The sequence below is a fragment of the Paenirhodobacter sp. CAU 1674 genome, from assembly GCF_029222945.1.
Classification (GTDB): domain Bacteria; phylum Pseudomonadota; class Alphaproteobacteria; order Rhodobacterales; family Rhodobacteraceae; genus Rhodobacter.
The window spans coordinates 1-25066 of record NZ_JARHUH010000002.1 but is presented as its reverse complement, the minus strand read 5'-3'; the positions used below and the strand labels follow the sequence as shown (position 1 = coordinate 25066).

General features: G+C 62.9%; 22 protein-coding genes and 1 tRNA gene. 15 read left to right on the top strand and 8 right to left on the bottom strand.

The genetic code is table 11. From position 1 onward, the window contains the following. Nucleotides 1–137 precede the first annotated feature (137 nt). Genes galU through P2G62_RS02235 form a run of 6 tightly spaced genes read left to right on the top strand, consistent with a single transcriptional unit; the run spans nt 138 to nt 7424 of the window. Nucleotides 138–1031 (top strand): UTP--glucose-1-phosphate uridylyltransferase GalU, encoded by an 894-nt coding sequence (galU, locus tag P2G62_RS02260; RefSeq protein WP_275733244.1) that lies wholly within the window; start codon nt 138–140, stop codon nt 1029–1031. 3 nt (nt 1032–1034) lie between these two features. Continuing rightward, complete coding sequence (gene galE, locus P2G62_RS02255) at nt 1035–2021, top strand: UDP-glucose 4-epimerase GalE (RefSeq protein WP_275733243.1); 987 nt, start codon at nt 1035–1037, stop codon at nt 2019–2021. Beyond that, nucleotides 2011–3255: a glycosyltransferase family 1 protein gene (locus P2G62_RS02250; RefSeq protein WP_275733242.1), complete on the top strand. Its 1245-nt coding sequence runs from the start codon at nt 2011–2013 to the stop codon at nt 3253–3255. Before galE ends, P2G62_RS02250 begins: the two co-directional genes overlap by 11 nt. Nucleotides 3256–3303: 48 nt before the next feature. After that, nucleotides 3304–4314 carry a glycosyltransferase family 2 protein gene (locus tag P2G62_RS02245; protein ID WP_275733241.1) on the top strand — a complete coding sequence of 337 codons (1011 nt, stop codon included), beginning with the start codon at nt 3304–3306 and terminating at the stop codon, nt 4312–4314. Between the two features lie 10 nt (nt 4315–4324). Then, nucleotides 4325–6022: a beta-1,6-N-acetylglucosaminyltransferase gene (locus P2G62_RS02240; protein WP_275733240.1), complete on the top strand. Its 1698-nt coding sequence runs from the start codon at nt 4325–4327 to the stop codon at nt 6020–6022. Nucleotides 6023–6026: 4 nt separating this feature from the next. Beyond that, a complete protein-coding gene (locus P2G62_RS02235; protein ID WP_275733239.1) occupies nt 6027–7424 on the top strand; it encodes a nodulation protein NodH in 1398 nt (465 codons plus the stop codon). Here P2G62_RS02235 and P2G62_RS02230 read toward each other — a convergent pair whose 3' ends face one another. The 8 genes from P2G62_RS02230 to P2G62_RS02195 form a co-directional block, all read right to left on the bottom strand. Beyond that, the gene (locus P2G62_RS02230) at nt 7425–7889 is read right to left on the bottom strand and encodes a PTS sugar transporter subunit IIA (RefSeq protein ID WP_275733238.1); all 465 of its coding nucleotides are present in this window, start codon (nt 7887–7889) and stop codon (nt 7425–7427) included. It abuts the gene before it with no gap. A gap of 33 nt (nt 7890–7922) precedes the next feature. Then, nucleotides 7923–8498 (bottom strand): ribosome-associated translation inhibitor RaiA, encoded by a 576-nt coding sequence (gene raiA, locus P2G62_RS02225; protein WP_275733237.1) that lies wholly within the window; start codon nt 8496–8498, stop codon nt 7923–7925. Nucleotides 8499–8733: 235 nt separating this feature from the next. Then, entirely contained in the window at nt 8734–9510 is a 777-nt protein-coding gene (gene lptB / locus P2G62_RS02220) for an LPS export ABC transporter ATP-binding protein (RefSeq protein WP_275733236.1), read from the bottom strand. Continuing rightward, on the bottom strand, nt 9510–9986 hold the full coding sequence (gene lptA, locus P2G62_RS02215) for a lipopolysaccharide transport periplasmic protein LptA (protein ID WP_275733235.1): 477 nt from the start codon (nt 9984–9986) through the stop codon (nt 9510–9512). The genes lptB and lptA overlap by 1 nt, the downstream gene beginning before the upstream one ends. A 10-nt stretch (nt 9987–9996) precedes the next feature. Further along, nucleotides 9997–10596 (bottom strand): LPS export ABC transporter periplasmic protein LptC, encoded by a 600-nt coding sequence (lptC, locus tag P2G62_RS02210; RefSeq protein ID WP_275733234.1) that lies wholly within the window; start codon nt 10594–10596, stop codon nt 9997–9999. After that, nucleotides 10596–11552 carry a KpsF/GutQ family sugar-phosphate isomerase gene (locus tag P2G62_RS02205; protein ID WP_275733233.1) on the bottom strand — a complete coding sequence of 319 codons (957 nt, stop codon included), beginning with the start codon at nt 11550–11552 and terminating at the stop codon, nt 10596–10598. The genes lptC and P2G62_RS02205 overlap by 1 nt, the downstream gene beginning before the upstream one ends. Continuing rightward, a complete protein-coding gene (locus P2G62_RS02200; protein WP_275733232.1) occupies nt 11533–12147 on the bottom strand; it encodes a ribonuclease D in 615 nt (204 codons plus the stop codon). Before P2G62_RS02200 ends, P2G62_RS02205 begins: the two co-directional genes overlap by 20 nt. A gap of 153 nt (nt 12148–12300) precedes the next feature. Further along, nucleotides 12301–12385 (bottom strand) — tRNA-Leu (locus P2G62_RS02195). 160 nt (nt 12386–12545) lie between these two features. On the opposite strand from P2G62_RS02195, the gene P2G62_RS02190 reads away from it, so the two are divergent. The 9 genes from P2G62_RS02190 (at nt 12546) to P2G62_RS02150 (ending at nt 24948) form a co-directional block, all read left to right on the top strand. Continuing rightward, nucleotides 12546–13532 (top strand): complex I NDUFA9 subunit family protein, encoded by a 987-nt coding sequence (locus tag P2G62_RS02190; protein WP_275733231.1) that lies wholly within the window; start codon nt 12546–12548, stop codon nt 13530–13532. Continuing rightward, nucleotides 13532–14332 carry an undecaprenyl-diphosphate phosphatase gene (locus tag P2G62_RS02185; RefSeq protein WP_275733230.1) on the top strand — a complete coding sequence of 267 codons (801 nt, stop codon included), beginning with the start codon at nt 13532–13534 and terminating at the stop codon, nt 14330–14332. The genes P2G62_RS02190 and P2G62_RS02185 overlap by 1 nt, the downstream gene beginning before the upstream one ends. 162 nt (nt 14333–14494) lie before the next feature. After that, a complete protein-coding gene (locus tag P2G62_RS02180; RefSeq protein WP_275733229.1) occupies nt 14495–15928 on the top strand; it encodes an NAD(P)-dependent oxidoreductase in 1434 nt (477 codons plus the stop codon). Between the two features lie 25 nt (nt 15929–15953). After that, nucleotides 15954–16682, top strand: coding sequence for a hypothetical protein (locus P2G62_RS02175; protein WP_275733228.1), 729 nt, complete (start codon nt 15954–15956; stop codon nt 16680–16682). Then, nucleotides 16682–21220, top strand: coding sequence for a glutamate synthase large subunit (gltB, locus tag P2G62_RS02170; protein WP_275733227.1), 4539 nt, complete (start codon nt 16682–16684; stop codon nt 21218–21220). The genes P2G62_RS02175 and gltB overlap by 1 nt, the downstream gene beginning before the upstream one ends. A gap of 130 nt (nt 21221–21350) precedes the next feature. Continuing rightward, the gene (gene mtgA, locus P2G62_RS02165) at nt 21351–22088 is read left to right on the top strand and encodes a monofunctional biosynthetic peptidoglycan transglycosylase (protein ID WP_275733226.1); all 738 of its coding nucleotides are present in this window, start codon (nt 21351–21353) and stop codon (nt 22086–22088) included. A 134-nt stretch (nt 22089–22222) separates the two neighbouring features. Beyond that, a complete protein-coding gene (locus P2G62_RS02160; protein WP_275733225.1) occupies nt 22223–23017 on the top strand; it encodes an ABC transporter permease in 795 nt (264 codons plus the stop codon). Nucleotides 23018–23059: 42 nt separating this feature from the next. Then, nucleotides 23060–24277 (top strand): hypothetical protein, encoded by a 1218-nt coding sequence (locus P2G62_RS02155; protein WP_275733224.1) that lies wholly within the window; start codon nt 23060–23062, stop codon nt 24275–24277. Continuing rightward, nucleotides 24274–24948 carry an ABC transporter ATP-binding protein gene (locus P2G62_RS02150; RefSeq protein ID WP_275733223.1) on the top strand — a complete coding sequence of 225 codons (675 nt, stop codon included), beginning with the start codon at nt 24274–24276 and terminating at the stop codon, nt 24946–24948. The genes P2G62_RS02155 and P2G62_RS02150 overlap by 4 nt, the downstream gene beginning before the upstream one ends. The last annotated feature ends 118 nt before the right edge of the window (nt 24949–25066 follow it).

The following is a 25066-nucleotide window of genomic DNA, read 5'->3' as shown; positions in this document are numbered from 1 at the left end:
ATGCAGTTGCAGCATCCATCGGCAACAGCCTGCCTTAAGTTTCGCCGTCGCGTGCAGCGGAACTTGTTCCAATCCCGTTTCGAGCCTAAAATGACCACATAAAAAGGACGCATTTGTCCGGAATTATAGGTGTGCATATGAAACGCAAGGTCACGAAAGCGATCTTTCCTGTCGCAGGTCTCGGGACCCGATTCCTCCCCGCCACCAAGTCGATCCCGAAAGAGATTTTGACATTGGTGGACCGTCCGTTGATCCAATATGCGATCGACGAGGCCCGCGCCGCCGGAATCAAGGAATTTATCTTTGTGACTTCGCGCGGGAAATCCGCGCTTGAAGATTATTTCGACGATGCCCCCGAGCTGGAAAGCTCGCTGCGCAAAGCCAACAAGACCGCACTTCTGGAAACCCTGAAAGCCACCAATATGGATTCGGGCGCGATTGCCTATGTGCGCCAGAACCGTCCGCTAGGCCTGGGCCATGCTGTGTGGTGCGCGCGGCGTCTGGTCGGCAACGAGCCCTTCGCGGTCATTCTGACCGATGACGTGATCGCCGCCGACAAGCCGTGCCTTGCGCAGATGGTCGAAGCCTATAACGAGACCGGCGGCAACGTCGTGGCAGCGATGGAAGTCCCGCATGAACGGACCTCGTCCTACGGGGTGCTGGACATCGACGAGGACATGGGCGCGATGGTCAAGGTCAAGGGCATGGTCGAAAAGCCCAAGCCCGAGGATGCGCCCTCGAACCTGGCGGTGATCGGGCGCTACATCCTGACCCCGAATGTGATGACCAACCTGAACAAAAAGAAAGAGGGCGCCGGGGGCGAGATCCAGCTGACCGATGCCATCGCCGAGGAAATCGAGGCGGGCAATCCGGTCTATGGTTTCCGTTTCCGCGGCCAGCGCTACGACTGCGGCACCAAGGCGGGCTTCCTGCAGGCGACGGTGGCCTTCGGTCTGGCCCGCGAGGATCTGCGCGACGAGTTCTCGGACTATCTGAGCGAAGTGATGGCGATGCGCACGGCGGCCGAATAACCGATGGCCAAGCATGTTCTGGTAACCGGCGGCGCCGGATATATCGGTTCGCACGCCTGCAAGGCGCTGCGTAACGCGGGTTATGTGCCGGTCACCTATGACAGCTTTGTCACCGGCTGGCGCGACGCGGTCAAATTCGGCCCCCTCGAAGAGGGCGATCTTGCCGACCGTGCCCGTCTGGATGAGGTGTTCGCGAAATGGCGGCCGGTTGCGGTCATGCATTTCGCGGCCCTCAGCCTGGTCGGCGAGTCGATGAAAGCCCCCGGCAAATACTGGCGCGGCAATGTGCTTTCCAGCCTGACACTGATCGAGGCGGCCGTCGCCGCGGGTTGCCTCGATTTCGTTTTTTCCTCGACCTGCGCAACCTATGGCGATCAGGACGGGGTGGTGCTGGATGAATCCACCCGGCAGGCACCCATCAACGCCTACGGCGGATCGAAGCGCGCGATCGAGGACATGCTGCGTGACTTCGGCAACAGCCACGGGCTGAATTCGGTGATCTTCCGCTACTTCAACGTGGCGGGCTGCGACCCCGAGGCCGAGGTGGGCGAATTCCACCAACCCGAGACGCATCTGATCCCGCTGATGCTGGATGCGATCGCGGGCAAACGCCCGGCGCTGACGGTCTTCGGATCGGATTACCCCACCGCCGATGGCACCTGCATTCGCGACTATGTGCATGTCTCGGATCTGGTCGACGCCCATGTTCTGGGGCTGAAATGGCTTGAGGCGGGCAAGGGCTCCGAAGTGTTCTGTCTGGGTACCGGCAGCGGCTTTTCGGTGCGCGATGTCATTGCCCAGTCGCGTAGCGTGACCAATCGCGAGGTGCCGATCATCGAGGGCGCGCGCCGCCCCGGCGATGCGGCGGTGCTGGTTTCGGGCTCGACCAAGGCAATGTCGGAACTGGGCTGGGCGCCCAAGCGCGCCGATCTGAAGACCATGATCGCCGATGCCTGGCGCTGGCATCAGACCGGCCACTATGAGACCTGAGCCGGCGGCACGTCTGCTGGATGTCACGCGGCTGGTGTCGCGGGTAGGGCTGGGGCCGCTGACCGGAGTCGACCGGGTCGAAGCCGCCTATCTGGACCATTTGCGCCACGAGCCGGTTCCGCTCTACCTGCTGTGCCGCACCGGCTATGGCTATCTGCTGCTGCGTGGGGCCGAGGCCGAATTCCTGTTCGCCGCCCTCAGCGCGCCCGAAACGCTGCCATGTGCCGGATGGTTCGACCGGTTGCGCGGACGACGCGGACTACGCACACGGCTTGAAGCGGGCCTGCGGGCGCGGGCCATCGCCCGCGCGGGTCATCGCGCGCTGACCCGCCTGATCGCGCGGCATCTTCCCACACCCGCCCGCTACATCAACGTCGGCCAGACCACGCTACGCCCCGAGACCCTGCGACGCCTGAAGCGCGTGCCTGGTTTGCGCATCACCGCGATGCTGCATGACACGATCCCGCTCGACTTCCCGCAATTCGCGCGCGAGGGCGAGCCCGAACGGTTTGCGGCCAGCTTTGCCGCCACGCTGGGCAATGCGGATCTGATCCTTGCCAATTCCGCCGCAACCGCCGCCGATCTGGCGCGCCATGCCGCGCGGCTGGGCCTGCCCCTGCCGCCGGTTCTGGTGGCGCATCTGGGGATCACCACCGCACCGCCAGATCCCGCACAGATCCCCGGCGATCTGGATTTGCTGCCCGGCTATTTCGTGACGCTGGGCACGATCGAGCCGCGCAAGAACCATGCGCTGCTGCTGGATGTCTGGGACAGGATGTCGACCGAAATGCCCGAAGACCAAATCCCGCGGCTGCTGGTTTTAGGGCGGCGCGGCTGGCGCAACGAGGCGGTCTTCGCCCGGCTGGATCAAGCAATCGCGCAGGGCTGTGTGGTGCAGGAACGCGCCGACCTGCCCGATGCCGCGGTTTCCGCCCTGCTGGCGCGGGCGCAGGCGCTGCTGATGCCGTCCTTTGCCGAAGGCTTCGGCCTGCCTGTTCTGGAAGCGGCTGCACTTGGAACGCCCGTTGTCGCCAGCCCCCTGCCTGCCACGCAGGAATTGCTTGGCAACAGCGCCATTTACGCAAACCCCGACGCCCCCTATGATTGGCTGCAGATCATAAAAAAACTGACGGGGGGCACTGCAGCGACGGATGAAGCAATCCGCACGGAATACACGAAAATTATCATTCCGACGTGGACAGAGCATTTCAATATCGTCTTAAAGAAGACGTGAGAGAAACAATCCATACCGCAGAAACATGACCGCCGGGAAAGGGCCGGGTTGAGCATCTGGAGCACATACCGCCTGCGCCTTGAGCGCAAGCGCCGTCTCTATCGCGCATTCCGCAAGAGGCGGGACTTGTGCATGCTCAACGACCAGACGGGCAAGATCGGGCGCGGCGACATCCTGGCCTTCGTCACCCTGCGCAACGAACGCATCCGCCTGCCCTATTTCCTGCGCTACTATCGCGACATGGGGGTTCATCACTTCCTGATCGTCGACAACGCCTCGGACGACGGCTCCACCGCCTACCTCAAGGCGCAGCCCGACGTTTCGCTGTGGCGGACCGAGGCAAGTTACAAACGCGCGCGTTTCGGCGTCGACTGGATGAACTGGCTGCTGCGCAAATACGGCACCGGGCACTGGACGCTGACGGTCGACCCGGACGAATTCTTTGTCTACCCGTTTTGCGACACCCGCCCGATCACCGCGCTGACCGACTGGCTGGATACTTACGACATCCGCTCTTTCCCGGCGATGTTGCTGGACATGTATCCCAAGGGACCGATCGACGCCGTGCCCTACAAAGAGGGCCAGGACCCGTTCGAGATCGCCTGCTGGTTCGACAGCGGCAATTACACGATTTCCAAGAATCCCCAGCTTCATAACCTCTGGATTCAGGGCGGGCCGCGGGCGCGCATGTTCTTCGCGCACAAACCGCAGGCGGCACCGTCCCTCAACAAGATCCCGCTGGTGAAATGGGAACGATCCTTCGCCTTCACATCCTCGACGCATATGCTGCTGCCTCGCGGGCTGAATACGGTCTATGACGAATGGGGGGGTGAAAAGGCGTCGGGCTGTTTGCTGCATGCCAAATTCCTGTCGCCGATGGCCGATAAGGTCACCGAAGAGCTGGAACGGCGCGAACATTTCGCCGGATCACGCGAATACAAGGCCTATGCCAGAATGCTCAGCGAAGAGCCCGAGCTGTGGTGCAAATGGTCCGAGAAATACATCAACTGGCGTCAGCTCGAAATTCTGGGGCTGATTTCCAAGGGCAACTGGGCATGAGGGCGCGGGGGTGAGCATCGGTTTCATTATGATGTGCCACACGGCGCTGGACCGCGCCGCGCAGGTTGCGCGGTTCTGGGCCACGAACGGCGCGCCGGTGGTCATTCATGTGGATAAACGCGTGCCCGATCGCGAATTCAACGGGCTGCGGGCCGCTGTGGCCGATTTCGACACCATCTCGTTTTCGCGGCGCTACAAATGCGACTGGGGCACCTGGTCACTCGTCGCCGCCGCGCAGGCCGCCTCCGAGCAAATGCTGGCGCGTCATGCCGAGGTGCGCCATGTCTTCCTTGCCTCGGGCGCCTGCCTGCCGCTGCGCCCGGTGCAAGAGCTGGTCGATTACCTTGATGCGCGGCCTTACACCGATTTCATCGAAAGCGTCACCACCGCCGAAGTCGACTGGACGGTCGGCGGCATCGACATGGAACGCTTCACCCTGCGTTTTCCGTTTTCCTGGAAAAAGCAACGCCGTCTATTCGACCGCTATGTGCATCTGCAGCGCCGCCTGGGGCTGAAACGCAAGATCCCCGCAGGGCTGGTGCCGCATCTGGGCAGCCAGTGGTGGTGCCTGACGCGCCAGACCCTGAGCGCGATCCTGCAAGATCCCGAACGCCCGACCTACGACCGCTATTTCAAAAAGGTCTGGATCCCGGACGAGAGCTATTTCCAGACGCTCGCGCGGCTTTATGCAACCTCGATCGAAAGCCGCTCTCTGACGCTGTCGAAATTCGATTTTCAGGGCAAGCCGCATATCTTCTACGACGACCACCTGCAGCTGTTGCGCCGCTCGGATTGCTTTGTGGCGCGCAAGATATGGCCCCGCGCCGAACGGCTCTATGCCACGTTCCTGTCGGCCCGACAGGAAGCGGAAAGCACTGCCGAACCGAATCCGGCCAAGATCGACCGGCTGTTTGCCAAGGCGGTCGAGCGACGCACCAAGGGCCGCCCCGGGCTTTACATGCAAAGCCGCTTTCCGCTGCTCGACCGCGAAAATGGCAAGACCTCGGCGCCCTATTCGATCTTTCAGGGGTTTTCCGACCTGTTCGAGAATTTCGACGGATGGCTGTCGAAATATGTTGGCGCGCGGGTCCACGGCCACCTGTTCGCCCCCGGGCGCGCGGAATTCGCCGGCGGCGAGACGATGTTCAACGGCTGCCTGAGCGATTCGGCCAAATTGCGCGACTACAACCCCCGCGCTTTCCTGACCAATGTCATCTGGAACTCGCGCGGCGAACGACAGTGCTTCATGTTCAGCCCCCGGGACACACAGGACATCAACTGGTTCACCGCCACCGATCCGAATGCGCAGATTTCGGTCATCAGCGGCGCATGGGCCGTGCCGCTGTTCCGCTCGAACGAGAATTTTGCAACGATCCGGGCCGAGGCCGCGCGGTTGCAGCAACTTGAACTCAACCACCTGTCGATCCTGCGCTCGATGTATGTGAAGGCGCGGGTGCGGATCTGGAACATGGCCGATTTCGTCGAAAACCCGATGGAGCCGCTGCAGACCATCATCGACGAGATCAGCCCCCGCGCGACCCGCCGCCTGACCGAGGCGCCGCAGATGGTGGACCTGACCGGTTTCGGCCAGTTCCTGCAGAACCTGAAAAATCAGGGGATGCAGCCACGGCTGATGGGCGATTTCCCTGTCGGCGGCGATCCGCGGCCCAATGCCTCGCGTCGTGGGCGCCCCTATCTGGTGAAGTGATTTCATGCCCAAATTCGACAGCTTCGTGATCTTTGCCGAAATGCGCACCGGCTCGAATCTGCTGGAAGCGGCGCTCAACGCCTTGCCCGGCGTGACCTGTCACGGCGAGGCCTTCAATCCCGCGCTGATCGGTTACCCCAAACGCACCGAGTTGCTGGGCGTCACGCAGGCCGCGCGCGATGCCGAACCGATGCATCTGTGGCGCAAGATCGTGGCGGCGCCCGGGCTGAACGGCTGCCGCTATTTCCACGACCACGACCCGCGCGTGCTGGAGGCGATACTGGCCGACCCGACCTGCGCCAAGATCGTGCTGACCCGCAATCCGATTGACAGCTACGTCAGCCTGAAAATCGCCCGCGCGACCGGACAGTGGAAGCTGGGCGACGCGAAACACCGCAAGGCCGCGCAGGCCGATTTCGATGCCGCCGAGTTCGAGGACCATCTGGCGCAGTTGCAGGGCTTTCAGATCGTGCTGATGCATGCGCTGCAAACCAGCGGGCAAAGCGCGTTCTATATCGACTACGAAGATGCGCAGGATCTGGACGTTCTGAACGGGCTGGCGGCCTGGCTTGGGCTTGAGGCACGGCTGGCTGCCCTGCCCGACAGTCTGGTGCCGCAAAATCCCGAACCGCTGGAAGCCAAGGTGACCGATTTCGCCGGGATGGAGGCGTCGCTGGCCCGGATGGACAGGTTCAACCTGTCGCGCACACCGAATTTCGAACCGCGCCGAGGCCCGAACGTGCCGGGCTTCGTCGGCTGCGCCAAGGCAGGGTTGCTTTATATGCCGCTGCGCCCGGCGCTGGATGCGCAAATCCGTGGCTGGATGGCGCAGATTGGGCCGCTAGAGGAAAAATTCTCGCAAAAGACCCTGCGGCAGTGGAAGCGCAAGCATCCCGGCCATCGCAGCTTCACGGTGCTGCGCCATCCGCTGATGCGCGCACATCTGGCCTTTGCCGCGGTGCTGCACTGGCCGGCCTTTGCTGAAAGCCGCGATATTCTGCGAAACGCCTACAAGCTGCCACTGCCCGCCGAAGGGAAAAGCATCGGGCCGGCCGATTACGCCCAGGCTCTGTTAGAGTTCATCCGCTGGCTGAAGGCCAATCTGAACGCGCAAACCAGCCTGCCGGTGCATGCGCTCTGGGCCAGCCAGTCGGCCGCATTGCAGGGATTCGCGCAATTTGCGCTGCCCGATCTGCTGGCCCGGGAGGAGCGTCTGGCGCAGGATCTGGCCTATCTGACCCAGGCCGCGGGCATTGCCGCGCCGCCCCTGGACCTTGGCGAAACCGATACCGCGCCCTTCAAACTGGCCGAGATCTGGAGCCCCGAACTGGAAGCGGCCGCGCGCGACACTTACATGCGCGATTTCATGCAATTCGGATTTGGGGCGTGGAACGCGGCCTGATCAGGCCGCCTGCACACCCTGCGCGGCGGTCAGCACCGCATGCAGCGCCGACGGGTCGGTGTTGGCGCGCAGCTTCGCACAGGTTTCAGCGCTGCGCATCGTGCGCGACACCAAGGCCAGCGCCTTGAGATGATCGACGCCCGAATCCTTGGGCGCGAACAGCGCAAAGACCAGATCGACCGGCAGCCGGTCCACCGCATCGAAATCGAGCGGGCGTTCGAGGCGCAGGAATACACCCACGACAGACTTCAACCCGTGCAGACGCGCATGCGGCAGCGCCACCCCATGACCCACGCCGGTGGGCCCGAGGCTTTCACGCTCTTGCAGCGCATCGACGGTTTGGGCCGCATCCAGCCCGTAGGCTGAATGCGCGATATCCCCGAGATCCTGAAACAGGCGCTTCTTGCTCGTTACATTGGCCAAGGCCTTGACGGCGCCCGGCTTGAGCAGGTTGGAAAGATCCATTTGTCCATTTTCCGCGCCTGCCATGTCAGGCGCTCACTTGCTGTTGCGCGGGTCGATCCAGCCCACATTGCCGTCATCGCGGCGATGCACGACGTTGACCCCACCGTGTTTCTCGTTGCGGAACACGAGCAGCGGCGCGCCAGCCAGCTCCATCTGCATCACTGCCTCGCCGACCGACAGGGTGGGAACCTTGGTTTCCATCTCGGCCACGATCACAGGTGCGAGGCTGCTGCCGTCGGCCTCCGACTCCTCATCATCCGCGGCGAGGACATACAGGCCCGCTTGGTCAAATTCAACCGGCTCGACGCGTTCCTTGTGGTGGTCTTTCAGGCGACGCTTGTGGCGGCGCAGCTGTTTGTCCATCTTTTCGCGGCACGCTTCGAAAGCGGCGTAGATCTCGGTCGCATGGCCGGTCGCCGCAGCGGTCAGCCCGGTCGACAGGTGAACCGTGGCTTCGCACAGGAATTCATGCGCATTGCGCGAGAAAACCACGGTGGCATCGGTCGGGCGCTGAGAATATTTTTCCACCGTTTCGCCCAGCTCGGACTTCACATGGCTTTGCAGCGCTTCACCCACGTCGAGCTGTTTGCCGCTGATCTGGTAACGCATGGCTTCTCCTTCACGTCAAAGGTCTGGTCCCGGAATTTCATATTCGGGTTGCAGACCGGTTAATATCGGAAAACGGGGCGTGGTCCACCGGCAAGACGCAGAACGCACAATTTTCGGCCTGCCGAAATCTCGCGGCGCAGTCACACGGGAAGTGAGGCGGTGTTCACGCATTTGTCTCATTTGGGAACGGAACGCCGGAGGTGTCAACGGGTGACCTACGCCGCAGTGCAGCACCCTACTGGATGCGGAAATTCTGCCCCAGATAGACACGGCGCACATTTTCGTCGCGCACCACATCTTCAGTGCGTCCCGACATCAGAACCTTGCCGTCGTGCAGGATATAAGCCCGATCGACGATCTCGAGGGTCTCGTGCACGTTGTGATCGGTAATCAGCACGCCAATGCCCCGCTCCTTCAGGTGCGACACCAGAGCGCGGATCTCGCTGACCGCGATCGGGTCGACCCCCGCGAAGGGTTCGTCCAGCAACAGATATTTCGGATCGGCCGCCAGGCAGCGCGCGATTTCGACGCGCCGACGTTCCCCGCCCGACAGAGCCAGCGCGGGCGCCTGCCGCAGATGACCGATCGAGAAATCGCCCAGCAGTTCCTCCAGCCGTTCGCGCCGCTTGTGCGGCTCTGACACGGCGATTTCCAGCACGGCCATGATGTTCTGCTCGACGCTCAGACCGCGAAAGATCGAAGCCTCCTGCGGCAGATAGCCGATGCCCAGACGGGCCCGGCGATACATCGGCAGGGTGGTCACATCGGTGCCGTCGATCGTCACCTGCCCGGAATCGGGGGTAATCAGCCCGGCGATATTGTAAAAACAGGTGGTCTTGCCCGAGCCATTGGGCCCCAGCAGCGCAACGACCTCACCGCGGTTGAGATGCATCGACACATCGCGGATCACCAGACGGCGGCGATAGCTCTTGCGCAGGTTGACCACGCGCAGGCCGCCCGCACCATCTTCGGCCACCAGATCGGCGACATCGGAACTGCCGGTCAGGGCCATCAATTGCCCCCCGGTTGCAGGATCGTGCGCACCCGCCCGTCCATCTGGCCGGTGCCGGTTTTCAGATCGACCGACAGTTTCTGCCCGGCCATGACATTGCTGCCCTGGGTCAACAGCACATCGCCTGTCATCACGATCTGGCCAGTGGCGACCTCATAGACCGCATCGCGCGCCTCGGCCGAGTCGCTGGCAGAGACCAGGGTCACCCCACCGGAGGCATGCAGCTGTTTGATCTGGCTGTGATCGTCGCCGTATTCGACGCGCACATTGGCCGCCTGCAGGCGCATGTCCTGCTGCACGATCAGGACATTGCCGCTGAAAACGGCGGTGCCATCCTCCTGATTGACCGCAAGGCTGTCGGCGGTGATCTCGACCGGCGCAGACGTGTCGGCACGAAGCCCACCGAAGGCCACCTGCTGCGCCAGCGCCGCCCCGGGGGCCAACATCAGCACAAGCGCGAAAACACGGAGCAACATGACCTAACCCTCATTCCTTCGGCTGATATACCAGCTTCACATGGCCATTGAAAACCAGATCGTGCGGGCCATCCGCAGAGGCCGCAGTCAGCGCCATCGAATCGGCCGAGATGGTGCCGAAGGGGGCTTCGCCCTGCACCGGGCCCGGGGCGATCACGCTGGTGTGGTCGGTGGCGATCTCGATGCGGTCCGTCGCCAGGCGATAGCCCGCCGAGGTTTGCACACCCACACCGTCGCTCAGCAAAATCTGGCCTTGTGCAGGGTCCAGCCGCCCGGTTTTCGACGTCAGCTCCGTCACCAGCCCCCCGGTGCTTTCAAGCTTGGCCGCCAGGCGCTCGGCGGTGGCCCCGCCCCCGTTCGGGTCGGGCATCGCCGTCTGCGCGGTGACCGTCAGCGCGGCGCCTTCCTGCGTCATGCCGGCGAACTGCGGGGCGGTCATACGCGGTTCGCGCGCCAGCGCGTCGACATCGACCTCGGCATAAAGCCGGGCAGCGCCGGGATCGACCTTGCCGGAAAACAGAAACATCGTGGACAACAACCCGAGCGCGGCCAACGGCAGAGCGATCTTCGCCCAGACCACCAGAGCCGAATGCCGGTTGTCGTAATGCATCACGCCACCCCGGCCCGCAGGCAGTCGTGGATGTGCAAGATGCCCTGCGGTTGCCCATCGGCCACGACAAACAGACAGGTGATCTTGCGCTCGTTCATCACGGCGACAGCGGCCTCTGCCAGGGCATCGGGGGCGATGGTGCGCGGGTTTTGGGTCATCACCTCGGCAGCCGTGTGATCGAGCAGCCCCTGCATGTGGCGCCGCAGGTCACCATCTGTGATGATGCCGGCCAGATGCCCCCCGGCGTCGGTCACGCCGACCACGCCAAAGCCTTTCTGGCTGATTTCCAGAAGCGCCTCTGACATCGGTGTCTGTTCGGGCACCAGCGGCATGTCGCGGTGCATCAGATCCGCCACTTTCGACAGTTTCGCGCCCAGCTTGCCCCCCGGGTGGAAGGTACGGAAATGTTCGGGCGTGAACTGGCGGTGCTCCATCAGCGCGACGGCCAGCGCGTCCCCCAGCGCCAGCGTCATCGTGGTCGAGGTCGTGGGCACAACGCCGGTGCCGCAAGCCTCGGGCGCCTGGGGCAGCACGATCGCCACATCCGACTGCCGCAGCAGAGTCGATTCGGGGCGGCTGGCCACCCCGATCAGCGGGATCGAGAACCGGCGGGTATGCGCGATCAGATCGGCCAGTTCCGGCGTCTCGCCCGAATTGGACAGCACCAGCGCCACATCTTCGCGCGTGACCATGCCCAGATCGCCATGGCTCGCCTCGGCGGGATGGACGAATTGCGCGGGCGTGCCGGTCGAGGCTAGCGTCGCCGCGATCTTGCGCGCGATATGGCCCGATTTGCCCATGCCCGAAACGATCACCCGGCCGCGCGCGCCCAGGATCAGTTCGACGGCGCGGGAGAAGCTGCCATCCAGACTGTCCGACAGTTGGCGCAACCCCTCCAGCTCGATCGCGATCACGCGGCGCGCGGTATCCAGATAGTCAGTGGTTGAAGATGTCATTGGTGTCCCCCCACCCCAGCAGATCCAGCTGCGCCCGCGCGGGCAGGAAATCGAAGCAGGCCTGCGCCAGATCGGTGCGCCCCTCGCGCGCCAGACGGCGGACCAGTTCGTCCTTGAGCCGGTGCAGATACAGAACGTCCGAAGCCGCATATTCCAGCTGCGCCTGCGTCAACTGCGCCGCCCCCCAGTCCGAGGTTTGCTGCTGTTTCGAAATATCGACCCCGACCAGTTCCTGCAGAAGGAACTTCAGCCCGTGCCGGTCGGTGAAGGTGCGGATCATCCGCGAGGCGATCTTGGTGCAGAACACCGGCGCGGTGACCACACCGAAGGCATTATACAGCGCGGCGATGTCGAATCGGGCGAAGTGAAACAGTTTTTCCACGCCCGGATCGGCCAGCATCGCGCACAGCCGCGGGGCTTCGGTCTGTCCTCTGGCGATCTGCACCATATGCGCGCTGCCATCCCCCGCAGACAGCTGCACCAGGCACAGCCGGTCGCGGCGCGGATCGAGCCCCATGGTTTCGGTGTCGACAGCCACGACCGGGCCAAGGTCGAGCCCTTCGGGCAGGTCGTTTTGATGCAGATGCAGAGCCACGGGCAATTCTTTCACTGTGCTTTGCGCCATATAAGCGCTTTCGCCAGACATTGCCAACGCGGCCCGGCCCTACTGCGCAAACCACGGCCCAAAAACGAAAAACCCCCGCTTTCGCGGGGGTCTTGCGACCGGTGCAGGTTCACCGGAAAGACTTGGTGCCCAGGAGAGGACTCGAACCTCCACGCCTTGCGGCACACGGACCTGAACCGTGCGCGTCTACCAATTCCGCCACCTGGGCAGGTGTCGTGGGGGGCGATGTAACGGGAGCCGCGGGGGGTGTCAACGGGGATCTGAAAGATTTTTTCAGCTTTTTCTGCGCCGCAGCCTTTGGCCTTGTTTGGCAAGGGGCTTGGCGGTAATCAGGGTGCGACTTTTTGTAATATATGAGGCCTAAGCCGATGTCGAAGCTGGTCACGATCTATGGCGGTTCGGGGTTTGTCGGGCGGTATGTCGCACGGCGCATGGCAAAAGAGGGCTGGCGCGTGCGCGTCGCAGTGCGCCGCCCCAACGAAGCACTGTTCGTGAAGCCCTACGGCGCCGTCGGCCAGGTCGAACCCGTGCTGTGCAACATTCGCGACCATATCAGCGTGCGCGAAGCGATGAAGGGCGCGGATGCGGTGGTGAACTGCGTCGGCCTGCTGGTCAACGAAGGCCCGAACAAATTCAACGCGGTGCAGGCCGAAGGCGCGGCGCTGGTCGCGCGAATCGCGGCCAAGGAAGGGGTGAAGACCTTGGTGCATCTGTCCGCTTTGGGCGCCGATGCCGCCAGCGAGAGCGATTACGCCCGCACCAAGGCCGAAGGCGAGGCCGCCGTGCTGAAACATTTCCCCACGGCGATGATTCTGCGTCCCTCGATTATCTTCGGCAGCGAAGATCGCTTCTTCAACAAATTCGCCGCGATGACCCGCTTCGGGCCGGTGCTGCCGATTTTCGGCGGCAACACCCGCTTCCAGCCGGTCTATGTGGATGATGTCGCGCAGGCTGCCGTGAAGGGCGTTCTGGGTCAGGCCACGGGCACCTACGAACTGGGCGGCCCCGATGTCGACACGTTCAAGGGCCTGATGGGCCGCATGCTGGCGGTGATCCACCGCCGCCGTCTGGTGCTGGACCTGCCGCGCTTCGTTGCAAAGGCGATCGCGCTGGCCGGTGATACGGTGCAGACCCTGACGCTGGGCCTGGTAACGAACCGCGTGCTGACGCTGGATCAGGTTGCCAATCTGCAAAACGACAATGTCGTAGCGGAAGGCGCCAAGGGCTTTGCCGATCTAGGCATCAAGCCGACGCCGATGGGTGCCGTCCTGCCCGACTATCTGTGGCGCTTCCGCCCGCATGGGCAGTATGACGCGATTCAGGCCTCGGCGAAAAACCTGCGCAAGTCGCTGTGATGAACGACACGCTCGTTGCCGCGCTTCTGGGTCTTCTGGAAGGGCTGACCGAGTTCATCCCGGTGTCGTCCACGGGCCATGTTCTGCTGGCCGGGCATTTCCTGGGCTTCGAAAGCACCGGGAAAGCCTTTGAGGTGGTGATCCAGCTAGGTGCCATCCTGGCGATTCTGGGCGTCTATGCAAAACGCCTGATCGGCGTTTTCGCGGCCGCGCCGCATGATCCCGCCGCACGGCGGTTCATCGGCTCGGTCCTGCTGGCGTTTCTGCCTGCGGTCGTGATCGGTGTAATGGCACATGATTTCATCAAGACCGTGCTGTTCGAGACTCCGCTACTGATCGCGGTGATGCTGCTGGTCGGCGGCCTGATCCTTCTGATCGTCGACCGGATGAACCTGCCGGTGACCCATGATGACGCCATGGACCTGCCGCTGGGGATGGCCTTCAAGATTGGCGTGATCCAATGCCTGGCGATGGTGCCCGGTGTGTCACGCTCTGGCGCGACGATCGTTGGCGCAATGGCCCTGGGCGCCAGCAAGCGCGCCGCAGCCGAATTCAGCTTCTTCCTGTCGATGCCGACGATGGCGGGCGCTTTTGCCTATGACCTGTACAAGAATCGCGACGTGCTGAGCGCGGCCGACCTCAATCTGATTGCCGTCGGCTTCGTAATGGCCTTCATCTCGGCGATTTTCGTGGTCCGCGGGCTGTTGGCCTTTGTCAGCAAGCATGGGTACGCCCCCTTCGGCTGGTGGCGAATCATCGTCGGCGGTGCGGTTTTGATCGCGATCGCGTTGGGTTACTGAGGGTTATGTTAGCAAGACTGACCTAAAATTACCCCAAATCGGCACGACCTGCGTCAATCGACCGCGAATTTCGAGCATATAGGTCATAACAGCTGACTTTTAATTTTTTCTCAGCCAGTGTAATCAGGCGCACCCGAACCACACCCGCAGGGAGGCGCAGCCATGGCTCAGCAACGCATGCTCAAATTCGTCACCAAGGCGAAGGAGATGCCCGAGAAGCGTGACGCAAGTGTGCGTTCCCACGACTTCAACGAGATTTACCGCGAATTCGCGGATGCCAAGGCCACCGAACAGGCCAGCCGCTGCAGCCAGTGCGGCGTGCCTTATTGCCAGGCGCATTGCCCCCTGCACAACAATATCCCCGACTGGCTGCGCCTGACCGCCGAAGGCCGCCTGCAAGAGGCCTATGAAATCAGCCAGGCCACCAACAGCTTCCCGGAAATCTGCGGCCGGATCTGCCCGCAGGACCGTCTGTGCGAAGGCAATTGCGTGATCGAGCAGTCGGGCCACGGCACAGTCACCATCGGCGCGATCGAGAAATACGTCACCGACACCGCCTGGGACATGGGCTGGGTCAAGCCGATCAAACCGGCGGTCGAGCGCGCGGAATCGGTGGGCATCATCGGCGCGGGCCCCGGCGGGCTGGCGGCGGCGGATGTGCTGCGCCGTGCGGGCGTGCAGGTCACGGTCTATGACCGCTATGACCGCGCGGGCGGCCTGCTGACCTACGGCATCCCGGGCTTCAAGCTGGAAAAAGACATCGTCATGCAGCGCGTGAAGCAGCTGGAAGATGGCGGCGTCGATTTCGTGATGAATTGCAATGTCGGCGAGGACATCAGCTTCGACGCAATCCGCGGCAAGCATGACGCCGTGCTGATCGCGACGGGCGTCTACAAGACGCGCGATCTGCGTGATCCGGGCGCCGATGCGGCCGGAATCGTGCGCGCGATCGACTATCTGACCGTGTCCAACAAGCTCAGCTTCGGCGACGATGTGCCCGAATTCGAAGACGGCACCTTCAACGCCGCGGGCAAGCGGGTGGTCGTGATCGGCGGTGGCGACACTGCGATGGACTGCGTGCGCACCGCGATCCGCCAGGGCGCGACCTCGGTCAAATGCCTGTATCGCCGCGACCGCGCCAACATGCCCGGGTCGCAGCGCGAAGTGCAGAACGCCGAGGAAGAAGGCGTCGAATTCGTCTGGATGGCCGCGCCGTGCGGCTTTGCCGGCAACCCGGTGTCGAAGATGTCGATCCAGAAGATGCGTCTGGGCCAGCCCGACGCCTCGGGGCGCCAGTCGCCCGAGCCGATCGAAGGCGGCATCTATGAAGAAGAGGTCGATCTGGTGATCAAAGCGCTCGGGTTCGAGCCCGAAGACCTGCCCAAGCTCTGGGGGGTCGAGGCGCTGGAAACCACGCGTTGGGGCACGGTGAAAGCCACGTTCAACACCCACGCCACGAGCCTGCCGGGCGTCTATGCCGTGGGCGACATCGTGCGCGGGGCCTCGCTGGTGGTCTGGGCGATCCGCGACGGTCGCGAAGCCGGGGCCGAGATCGTCAAGTTCCTGGACGGCGCCGCGCAGGTAGCCGCCGAATAAACCGTCTGTCGAAGGGATCAATCTGGTGCGTGCAGCAATGGCATGTCTGGCAAGTGTCGGGGGGCTTTTCGCCGCCCTGCCCGGCCATGCCGGCGTGTTTGCACCACCGCCCGGGTGCGAGCTGGAAATGACGGTGCAACTGCACCAGTGCCAGGTTGCCAACCACTATCGCTGTGCGGGCGATCCGGCCGGCTATCGCAATGTGGCCTATGCCGATGGCAGCGGCGTGTTCTTCATCAGCCAGATTGATGACGAAACCCGTTGGATCGAGAGCTTCAGCCCCGAGACCGGCGAGATCGACCAGCTCGACATCGCCGGATCGAAAGACAACGCCTCGTTCAGCGCGCTGCTGGCCGAGGGGCGGGACGATTACGATTTCGTCACCCGCAACAATTTCGGCGAGGTGCGCCGCAACATCGGCCACGATCAGCTGACCGGCGAAAGCGTGACCATCGACGGCGTTGCGCTGGAACGCTGCACCTTCGATCTGCGGATCGAGGATGGCGCGGGCAACTTCGTCGCACGGCGCACCGGGCAGCAATATATCAGCCGCAAGATGCGCATCTTCTTCTCGGATATCGAGGAGTTCGAGAACGCACAGGGCGACAAGGTCCAGAGCATGGACGGCCCCGTGACCTTCGCCTTCCCCGGCGACGAGGGCTTCGCTGCGGCGGAACCGCAATTCGACTGCGACATGTTGATGACGAACATGTCCCCGACCCTGACCTACCCACTCTCTGAGGAGGCACTGTGATGACTGAATACGACGCCAAATGGGTTGCCGCCGAGGAAGCCAAGCGCCAGTGGATGGACGAGCATTCGCTCTATAAATCGGATGACGAGAAGGCCTCTTGCGGGGTTGGTCTGGTCGTGGCGCTGGACGGCAAGGCGAGCCGCCGGGTCGTGGAAAACGGCATCGACGCGCTCAAGGCGATCTGGCACCGCGGCGCGGTGGATGCCGACGGCAAGACCGGCGACGGCGCGGGCATCCATGTGCAGATCCCGGCCCCGTTCTTCTATGACCAGATCCGCCGCACCGGGCACGAACCCGACATGGAGAAAATGGTCGCCGTCGGTCAGGTCTTCCTGCCGCGCACCGATTTCGGCGCGCAGGAGCGCTGCCGCACGATCGTGGAAACCGAAGTGCTGCGGATGGGCCATTACATCTATGGCTGGCGTCACGTTCCGGTGAACACCGAAGTGCTGGGCGAGAAAGCCAACGCGACGCGCCCGGAAATCGAGCAGATCCTGATCCGCAACGAGAAGGACATCGACGACGAGCAGTTCGAGCGCGAGCTGTACATCATCCGCCGCCGGATCGAGAAAGCCGCCATCGCGGCCCAGATCAACGGGCTTTATATCTGTTCGCTGTCGTGCCGCTCGATCATCTACAAGGGCATGATGCTGGCCGAGCAGGTGGCCGAGTTCTACCCGGACCTGAAGGACGAGCGGTTTGAATCGGCCTTCGCGATCTATCACCAGCGCTATTCGACCAACACCTTCCCGCAGTGGTGGTTGGCGCAGCCGTTCCGCATGCTGGCCCACAACGGCGAGATCAACACGATCAAGGGCAACATCAACTGGATGAAAAGCCACGAGATCCGCATGGCCTCGCATACGTTCGGCGATGCGGCCGAGGACATCAAGCCGATCATCCCGGCCGGTGCGTCGGATTCGGGCGCGCTGGACGCGGTGTTCGAGGTGATGGTGCGGTCGGGCCGCTCGGCCCCGATGACCAAGACGATGCTGGTGCCCGAGGCCTGGTCGAAATCCACGACCGACATGCCGAAAGCGTGGCAGGACATGTATGCCTATTGCAACGCCGTGATGGAGCCGTGGGACGGCCCCGCCGCGCTGGCAATGACCGATGGCCGCTGGGTCTGCGGCGGGCTGGACCGCAACGGCCTGCGTCCGATGCGCTATGTCGTGACCGGCGAAGGCATGCTGATCGCAGGCTCCGAGGTCGGCATGGTGCCGGTCAACGAAACCACGGTGATCGAGAAAGGCGCGCTTGGGCCTGGGCAGATGATCGCCGTCGACATGCGCGAAGGCAAACTCTACCACGACGCCGACATCAAGAACCGTCTGGCCAACAGCCAGCCCTTCGGCGACTGGATCGAGAAGGTCGTGGATCTGAACGCGTTGATGCGGGACGTGCCCGAAAAGGCGCTGTTCACCGGCGCCGAGCTGCGCAAGCGGCAGATCGCTGCGGGCTATTCGGTCGAGGAACTGGAACAGATCCTGGCGCCGATGGCCGAAGACGGCAAGGAAGCCATCGCCTCGATGGGCGATGACACGCCGCCTGCGGTTCTGTCCAAGCAGTATCGCCCGCTGAGCCACTTCTTCCGGCAGAACTTCAGCCAGGTGACCAACCCGCCGATCGACAGCCTGCGCGAAAGCCGCGTGATGTCGCTCAAAACGCGGTTCGGCAACCTCAAGAACGTGCTGGACGAAGACAGCAGCCAGACCGAAATCCTGATCCTCGAAAGCCCGTTCATCGCGAACGCGGAATACGAGCAAATGCTGAAGCAATTCGGCAGCGCCGTGACGGTGATCGACTGCACCTTCCCCGAAGGCTGCGGTCAGGAAGCGCTGCGCGACGGGTTGGAACGCATTCGCGCCGAAGCCGAGGATGCCGTGCGTTCGGGTTCGGCGCATATCGTGCTGACCGATGAAAAACAGAACGCCGACCGTGTCGGGATGCCGATGATTCTGGCCACCAGCGCGGTGCATTCGTGGCTGACCAAGAAGGGCCTGCGCACGTTCACCTCGATCAACGTGCGCGCCGCGGAATGCATCGACCCGCATTATTTCGCGGTGCTGATCGGGTCGGGCGCGACCACGGTGAACGCCTATCTGGCGCAGGATTCGATTGCCGACCGGATCGAGCGGGGCCTGCTGGAAGGCAGCCTGGTCGACGCCGTGCGCCGCTATCGCGATGCCATCGACGCCGGCCTTCTGAAGATCATGTCGAAGATGGGGATCTCGGTGATTTCCTCGTATCGCGGCGGTCTGAACTTCGAGGCCGTGGGCCTGAGCCGCGCGATGGTGGCCGAATATTTCCCGGGCATGCACTCGCGCATCTCGGGGATCGGCCTGCACGGCATCCAGCACAAGATCGAAGAGGTCCACGACAAGGGCTGGAAAGGCGGGCAGGACGTTCTGCCGATCGGCGGCTTCTACAAGGCGCGCCGCACCGGCGAGAAACACGCCTGGGAAGCGCAGACGATGCACATGCTGCAATCGGCCTGCGACCGCGCCAGCTATGACCTGTGGAAGCAGTATTCCGCGATGATGCGGGCAAACCCGCCGATCCACATCCGCGATCTGCTGGACGTCAAGACGCTGGGCAAGCCGGTGCCGATCGAGGAAGTCGAATCGATCACCTCGATCCGTAAACGCTTCGTCACGCCCGGCATGTCGCTTGGCGCACTGTCGCCCGAGGCGCACAAGCTGCTGAACGTCGCGATGAACCGGATCGGCGCCAAGTCGGATTCGGGTGAGGGCGGCGAAGATCCGGCGCATTTCGTGCCGGAACCGAACGGCGACAACCCGAGCGCCAAGATCAAGCAGGTCGCCAGTGGCCGTTTCGGCGTGACTGCCGAATACCTGAACCACTGCGAAGAGCTGGAAATCAAGGTTGCGCAGGGTGCGAAACCGGGCGAGGGCGGCCAGCTGCCGGGCATGAAGGTCACCGACCTGATCGCGCGTCTGCGGCACTCGACCAAAGGCGTGACGCTGATCTCGCCGCCGCCGCACCACGACATCTATTCGATCGAAGACCTGGCGCAGCTGATCTACGACCTGAAACAGATCAACCCGCGCTGCAAGGTCACCGTGAAACTGGTGGCGTCTTCGGGCGTCGGCACGATCGCGGCGGGTGTGGCCAAGGCGAAAGCCGATATCATCCTGATCTCGGGGCACAACGGCGGCACCGGGGCAAGCCCGGCGACCAGTATCAAATATGCGGGTCTGCCGTGGGAGATGGGCCTGACCGAGGCGCATCAGGTTCTGGCGATGAACAAGCTGCGCGACCGCGTCACGCTGCGCACCGACGGCGGTCTGCGGACCGGCCGCGACATCGTCATGGCCGCGATGATGGGCGCCGAGGAATACGGCATCGGCACCGCCGCGCTGATCGCGATGGGCTGCATCATGGTGCGTCAGTGCCAGTCGAACACCTGCCCGGTGGGCGTGTGCACGCAAGACCCCGCGCTGCGCGCCAAATTCACCGGCACGGCGGACAAGGTCGTCAACCTGATCACCTTCTACGCCCAGGAAGTGCGCGAGATCCTGGCCTCGATCGGGGCACGTTCGATGGATGAGATCATCGGCCGCGCCGACCTGCTGACCCAGGTCAGCCGTGGCTCGGCGCATCTGGACGACCTGGACCTGAACCCGCTGCTGATCACCGTCGATGGCTGGGACAAGATCGTCTACGATCGCAGCAAACCGCGCAACTATGTGCCCGATACGCTGGATGCCGAGATCATCAAGGACGGTCACCGTTTCTTCGAGGACGGCGAGAAGATGCAGCTCAGCTATGCCGTGCGCAACACGCTGCGCACCATCGGCACGCGCGCGTCGAGCCATATCGTCAAGAACTTCGGGATGCGCAACGCGCTGCAACCCGATCACCTGACGGTGCGGCTGACCGGGTCTTGCGGGCAGTCGCTGGGGGCCTTCGCGGCACCGGGGCTGAAGATCGAAGTGTCCGGCGATGCGAACGACTATGTCGGCAAGGGCCTGTCGGGTGGCACCATCGTGGTGCGTCCGCCGATGGCCAGCCCGCTGGTCGCGAGCGAGAACACGATCATCGGCAACACCGTGCTTTACGGGGCGACCGACGGCTACCTGTTTGCCGCCGGACGTGCGGGTGAACGCTTCGCGGTGCGCAACTCGGGCGCGAAGGTCGTGGTCGAAGGTTGCGGCACCAACGGGTGTGAATACATGACCGGCGGGGTGGCGGTGATCCTGGGCACGATTGGCGCGAACTTCGGCGCCGGCATGACCGGGGGCATGGCTTACCTCTATGACCCGCAAGGCACGACCGAGGAGTATATCAACCTCGAAAGCCTGGTGACCTGCGCCGTGACGCATCCGCATTGGGAAGCCCAGCTGAAAGGGCTGATCGAGCGGCACGCCAAAGAGACCGGCTCGCGCAAGGCGAATGACATCCTCCAGAACTGGGAGGCCGAACGCGCCAACTTCCTGCAGGTCTGCCCGAAGGAGATGCTGGTGCATCTGCCCTTCCCGCTGACCGAAGAGGTCAAGGCAATGCCCGCCGAATAAGCGCGGCCCGATACGATACCGCTGCGGGCGGGGCCAACGGCCCTGCCCGTTTCGCTTTCTGCCGCATGCCCCCCCATCATACGCGGCTCGTGACTTGACCGCCCCGGCCTTGCCGTGGCTTATGGCCCCCATGGCGCGCAAGAGCAGATCCAGCACCCGAAAAACCCGAAAAACCGCGCCTGTGACGCAGGCCGCGCAGCTGCCGCTGATCTGGGCCTGGCGTTGGGCGACCCGGCTGGCGTTGGGGGTGATAGCCGGCTATCTGGCTCTGATCGTCCTTTATACCTTCGTGAACCCGCCAACGACGCTGACGATCTGGTCCGAGGCACGGCGCCTGGGGGCCGTAGATCGTCAATGGACCCCGATTGAAGACATTGCCCCGGTGATGGCGCGCTCGGTGGTGGCGGCGGAAGACGCGAATTTCTGCACCCATTGGGGGTTTGACATGCGCGCGATCCGGCAGGCGATCGACGAGGGGTCGGGGCGCGGCGCCTCGACGCTGAGCCAGCAAGTGGTGAAGAACGTCTTCCTGTGGCAGGGGCGCAGCTGGCCGCGCAAGGCGCTGGAGGCGATGCTGACCCCCGTGGTCGAGGCGGTCTGGACCAAGCGGCGGATTCTTGAAGTCTATCTGAACGTTGCCGAATTCGACGAGGGTGTGTTCGGGGTTGATGCGGCGGCGTTTCGTTATTTCCGCACAACGCCGGGCAAGCTGACGGCGCGCCAGGCGGCCCTGCTAGCCGCGGTCCTGCCCGACCCGAAAGACCGCTCGGCCGCGAAGCCCTCGGCTTTCGTGTCGCGCCGCGCGCAGGCGATCGAAGATGGCGCCGCGACGATCCGAAACGACGGGCGCGCGGCCTGTTTCGAATAACCCGGTCAATTGCGCAGTTAGAGGCCGTCGCAATTAAGGGTTTGTTTCCCCATCCGCGCTAGACATTCGGAAAGACCGCTCAACCGGACCCTTGGCACCCGCCGCAGGGCCCGACGCAAGCCAGGTGCCCCGAAATGATCTCGCCCCACGTTCCTGTCAAACTCCGTTTCCAGACCGCGCGGGTGATCTTTGCGCTGATGATGCGCGAGATGAGCACGACGCACGGGCGGTCACCGGGTGGCTATCTGTGGGCCATTCTGGAACCCACGCTGACGGTGCTGTTCCTGACCTTCATCTTCACGATCTTCACACGTCATCCGCCCTTGGGCACAAATTTTCCGCTGTTCTACGCAACGGGTTTTCTGCCCTTCCATCTGTATGGCGAACTGAGCGGCAAGACCGCACAGGCGATCCGGTTTTCCCGCCCGCTGCTGGCGTATCCGCGCGTGACCTTCGTCGATGCGGTGATTGCCCGTGCGCTGATGGCGCTGATCACCAATGTGATCGTCTGGTATATTCTGCTGATCGGGATCGTGATGCTGTATGATCTGTCGCCCAGTATCCGGTTTCAAAGCATCGCGGGCGCGCTGCTTCTTTCGGCCTTTCTGGGCTTCGCTATCGGTGCGATCAACAGCCTGCTTTTCGCCTTCTTCCCGATATGGGAGCGGCTTTGGGCCATCGTGAGCCGCCCTTTGCTGATCGTGTCGTGCATCTTTTACCTGTACGAAAGCCTGCCCGAGAATTTCCAGAGCCTCCTCTGGTTCAACCCCATCGCCCATCTCGTCGGCATGATGCGCGCGGGCTTCTATGCCGAATATCAGCCCACCTACATTTCAGTGCCTTATCTGCTGCTGTGGTGCACCTCACTCTCGACGCTCGGGGTGTTTTTCCTGCGGTTTTACCACCGCAAGATCATGAACGAGGTGTAACGCCATGTGCCGCACGCAGATCCACCGCAAAGGAGTGTCCGGATGACAGACGATGCACCGCAAGGTCCGGGCCCGGCCGCTGGCCGACGCAAACGCGCAACGCCGCTTCAAGTCGTCGATGCACCGCAAAGCGCCCCGCCGCGCCTGGTGAAACCGGCCAGGACCAAACGGCGTCACAGCCTTGCGCTGGCAAGTTTCCTTTTGCTTGTCGTAGGGCCGATCACCGCTGTTTTCGTCTATCTCTATGCCTTTGCAGCCGATCAATATGCGTCTTACGCGGCGTTTTCCGTGCGCAAGCAGGACTTCAACACGGCAATGTCCGTGTTCGGCGCCTTGCCGACCCTGAGCAGTGGCACCGCCGACATAGAGGTGATCCACGAATTCATCCAGTCACGGGATCTGGTCGCCAAGCTTGACGCGGAACTCGACCTGCGCAAGCGGTTCAGTCTGCGACGGGACACCGACCCGGTTTTCGGGCTGAAACCGGATGCCGCAATCGAAGATCTGGTGACCTACTGGAACAGGATGGTGGTGCCGCAGCTGAACTCCTCGAACGGCATCCTGACGCTGGAAACCCACGCCTTCACGCCGCAAGACGCACAAGAGATCAATGCCGCGGTCTTGCGGGAAAGCAGCGAACTGGTCGAGCGGCTGAGCCAGATAGCGCAGGAAGATGCGATCCGGCAGGCCCGGGACGAATTGGGCCTCGCAACTGCGCGGCTGAAAACGGCGCGAATCGCGCTGGCCACCTTCCGCAAACAGGAACGCATCATCGACCCGAACGCAGATTACCAATCCCAGATGGGGTTGATGGCGCAGCTTGAACAGAAGCTGGCCGAAGTTCTGATCGAACGGGATTTGCTGGAAAGTGCCCCCGACAAGGACCCGCGCAAGGCCAATGCCGACCGCAAGATCGCGGCAATCCGAAACCGGATCGAGGCCGAACGAAAGCAGGTCGCCTCCGATGGAAATTCCGACCGGACCAAACAGCTCTATGCGACCTTCGGAACTTACGAGGGGCTTCTGGTCGATAAGGAGTTTGCCGAGAAAACCTATACCTCTGCGCTTTCAGCGCTGGACGAGGCGCAGGCCGAAGCAAAGCATAAATCGCGTTATCTGGCCGCGCATATCCTGCCCGGTCTGGCACAGACACCCGAATACCCGCGCCGGATCATCCTGGGTACGATGTTTTCGGTGCTGGCCTTCTTCACTTGGGTCTTGCTGATTCTCATCGCCTATTCGCTGCGAGACCGCCGATGACCGCCCCCGTCATCGAACTGCGCAACGTGACGAAATCCTTCCGCACCCCGGGCGGCGGCCGCAAGCATGTGCTGCGCAATGCCTGTTTTGCCATTCCTCCGCGCAAGATCGTCGGCGTTCTGGGGCGCAACGGCGCCGGAAAGTCGACGACACTGCGCGTCATTGCCGGAACGCAAGATTACGACAGCGGAGAGATCATCCGGCGAGGCTCTGTCTCCTGGCCGGTGGGTTTTGCCGGATCGTTTCATGGCGAACTGTCCGGCGCTCAGAACACCCGCTTCATAGCGCGGGTCTACGGCGTCGACACCGATGATCTGTTGGAATTTGTGCGCGAGTTTTCCGAACTGGGTTCCTACCTCGACATGCCGTGCAAGACCTATTCGTCAGGCATGCGCGCACGCCTGGCCTTCGGCATCTCGATGGGGGTGCCCTTCGACATCTACCTGATGGACGAAGTGACTTCGGTCGGCGATGCCTCCTTCCGGCAAAAGTGCAACGAGATGCTGACACATCGCCTGTCAATGTCGGGGGCCTTGTTCGTATCGCATTCGCACAAGGCCATTTCGGAGATTTGCGACAGTGCGATCGTGCTGGAAAACGGGGTCGGTCAATTTTTCGACAATGTCGAAGAGGCCCTTTGCCGGCACGAGGAGAATATGCGTGCGCCATGACCTGCCACGGGATTTTTCCTCCACCGTCGATTAGAGTCCGCGCCAACTTGAGGACGGACAATGAAGCGAACGAGATTCACGGACGAACAGATCATCGGTATCCTGGCGGAGCACGAGG

Coding starts and splice junctions, on each gene's coding strand:
- P2G62_RS02160 (WP_275733225.1), top strand. CDS start 22,223: ATGATCTCGCCCCACGTTCCTGTCAAACTCCGTTTCCAGACCGCGCGG.
- galU (WP_275733244.1), top strand. CDS start 138: ATGAAACGCAAGGTCACGAAAGCGATCTTTCCTGTCGCAGGTCTCGGG.
- P2G62_RS02230 (WP_275733238.1), bottom strand. CDS start 7,889: ATGGATCTTTCCAACCTGCTCAAGCCGGGCGCCGTCAAGGCCTTGGCC.
- P2G62_RS02250 (WP_275733242.1), top strand. CDS start 2,011: ATGAGACCTGAGCCGGCGGCACGTCTGCTGGATGTCACGCGGCTGGTG.
- gltB (WP_275733227.1), top strand. CDS start 16,682: ATGACTGAATACGACGCCAAATGGGTTGCCGCCGAGGAAGCCAAGCGC.
- P2G62_RS02155 (WP_275733224.1), top strand. CDS start 23,060: ATGACAGACGATGCACCGCAAGGTCCGGGCCCGGCCGCTGGCCGACGC.
- lptA (WP_275733235.1), bottom strand. CDS start 9,986: ATGTTGCTCCGTGTTTTCGCGCTTGTGCTGATGTTGGCCCCCGGGGCG.
- P2G62_RS02235 (WP_275733239.1), top strand. CDS start 6,027: ATGCCCAAATTCGACAGCTTCGTGATCTTTGCCGAAATGCGCACCGGC.
- galE (WP_275733243.1), top strand. CDS start 1,035: ATGGCCAAGCATGTTCTGGTAACCGGCGGCGCCGGATATATCGGTTCG.
- P2G62_RS02150 (WP_275733223.1), top strand. CDS start 24,274: ATGACCGCCCCCGTCATCGAACTGCGCAACGTGACGAAATCCTTCCGC.
- mtgA (WP_275733226.1), top strand. CDS start 21,351: ATGGCGCGCAAGAGCAGATCCAGCACCCGAAAAACCCGAAAAACCGCG.
- lptC (WP_275733234.1), bottom strand. CDS start 10,596: ATGCATTACGACAACCGGCATTCGGCTCTGGTGGTCTGGGCGAAGATC.
- raiA (WP_275733237.1), bottom strand. CDS start 8,498: ATGCGTTACCAGATCAGCGGCAAACAGCTCGACGTGGGTGAAGCGCTG.
- P2G62_RS02185 (WP_275733230.1), top strand. CDS start 13,532: ATGAACGACACGCTCGTTGCCGCGCTTCTGGGTCTTCTGGAAGGGCTG.
- P2G62_RS02190 (WP_275733231.1), top strand. CDS start 12,546: ATGTCGAAGCTGGTCACGATCTATGGCGGTTCGGGGTTTGTCGGGCGG.
- P2G62_RS02205 (WP_275733233.1), bottom strand. CDS start 11,552: ATGACATCTTCAACCACTGACTATCTGGATACCGCGCGCCGCGTGATC.
- lptB (WP_275733236.1), bottom strand. CDS start 9,510: ATGGCCCTGACCGGCAGTTCCGATGTCGCCGATCTGGTGGCCGAAGAT.
- P2G62_RS02180 (WP_275733229.1), top strand. CDS start 14,495: ATGGCTCAGCAACGCATGCTCAAATTCGTCACCAAGGCGAAGGAGATG.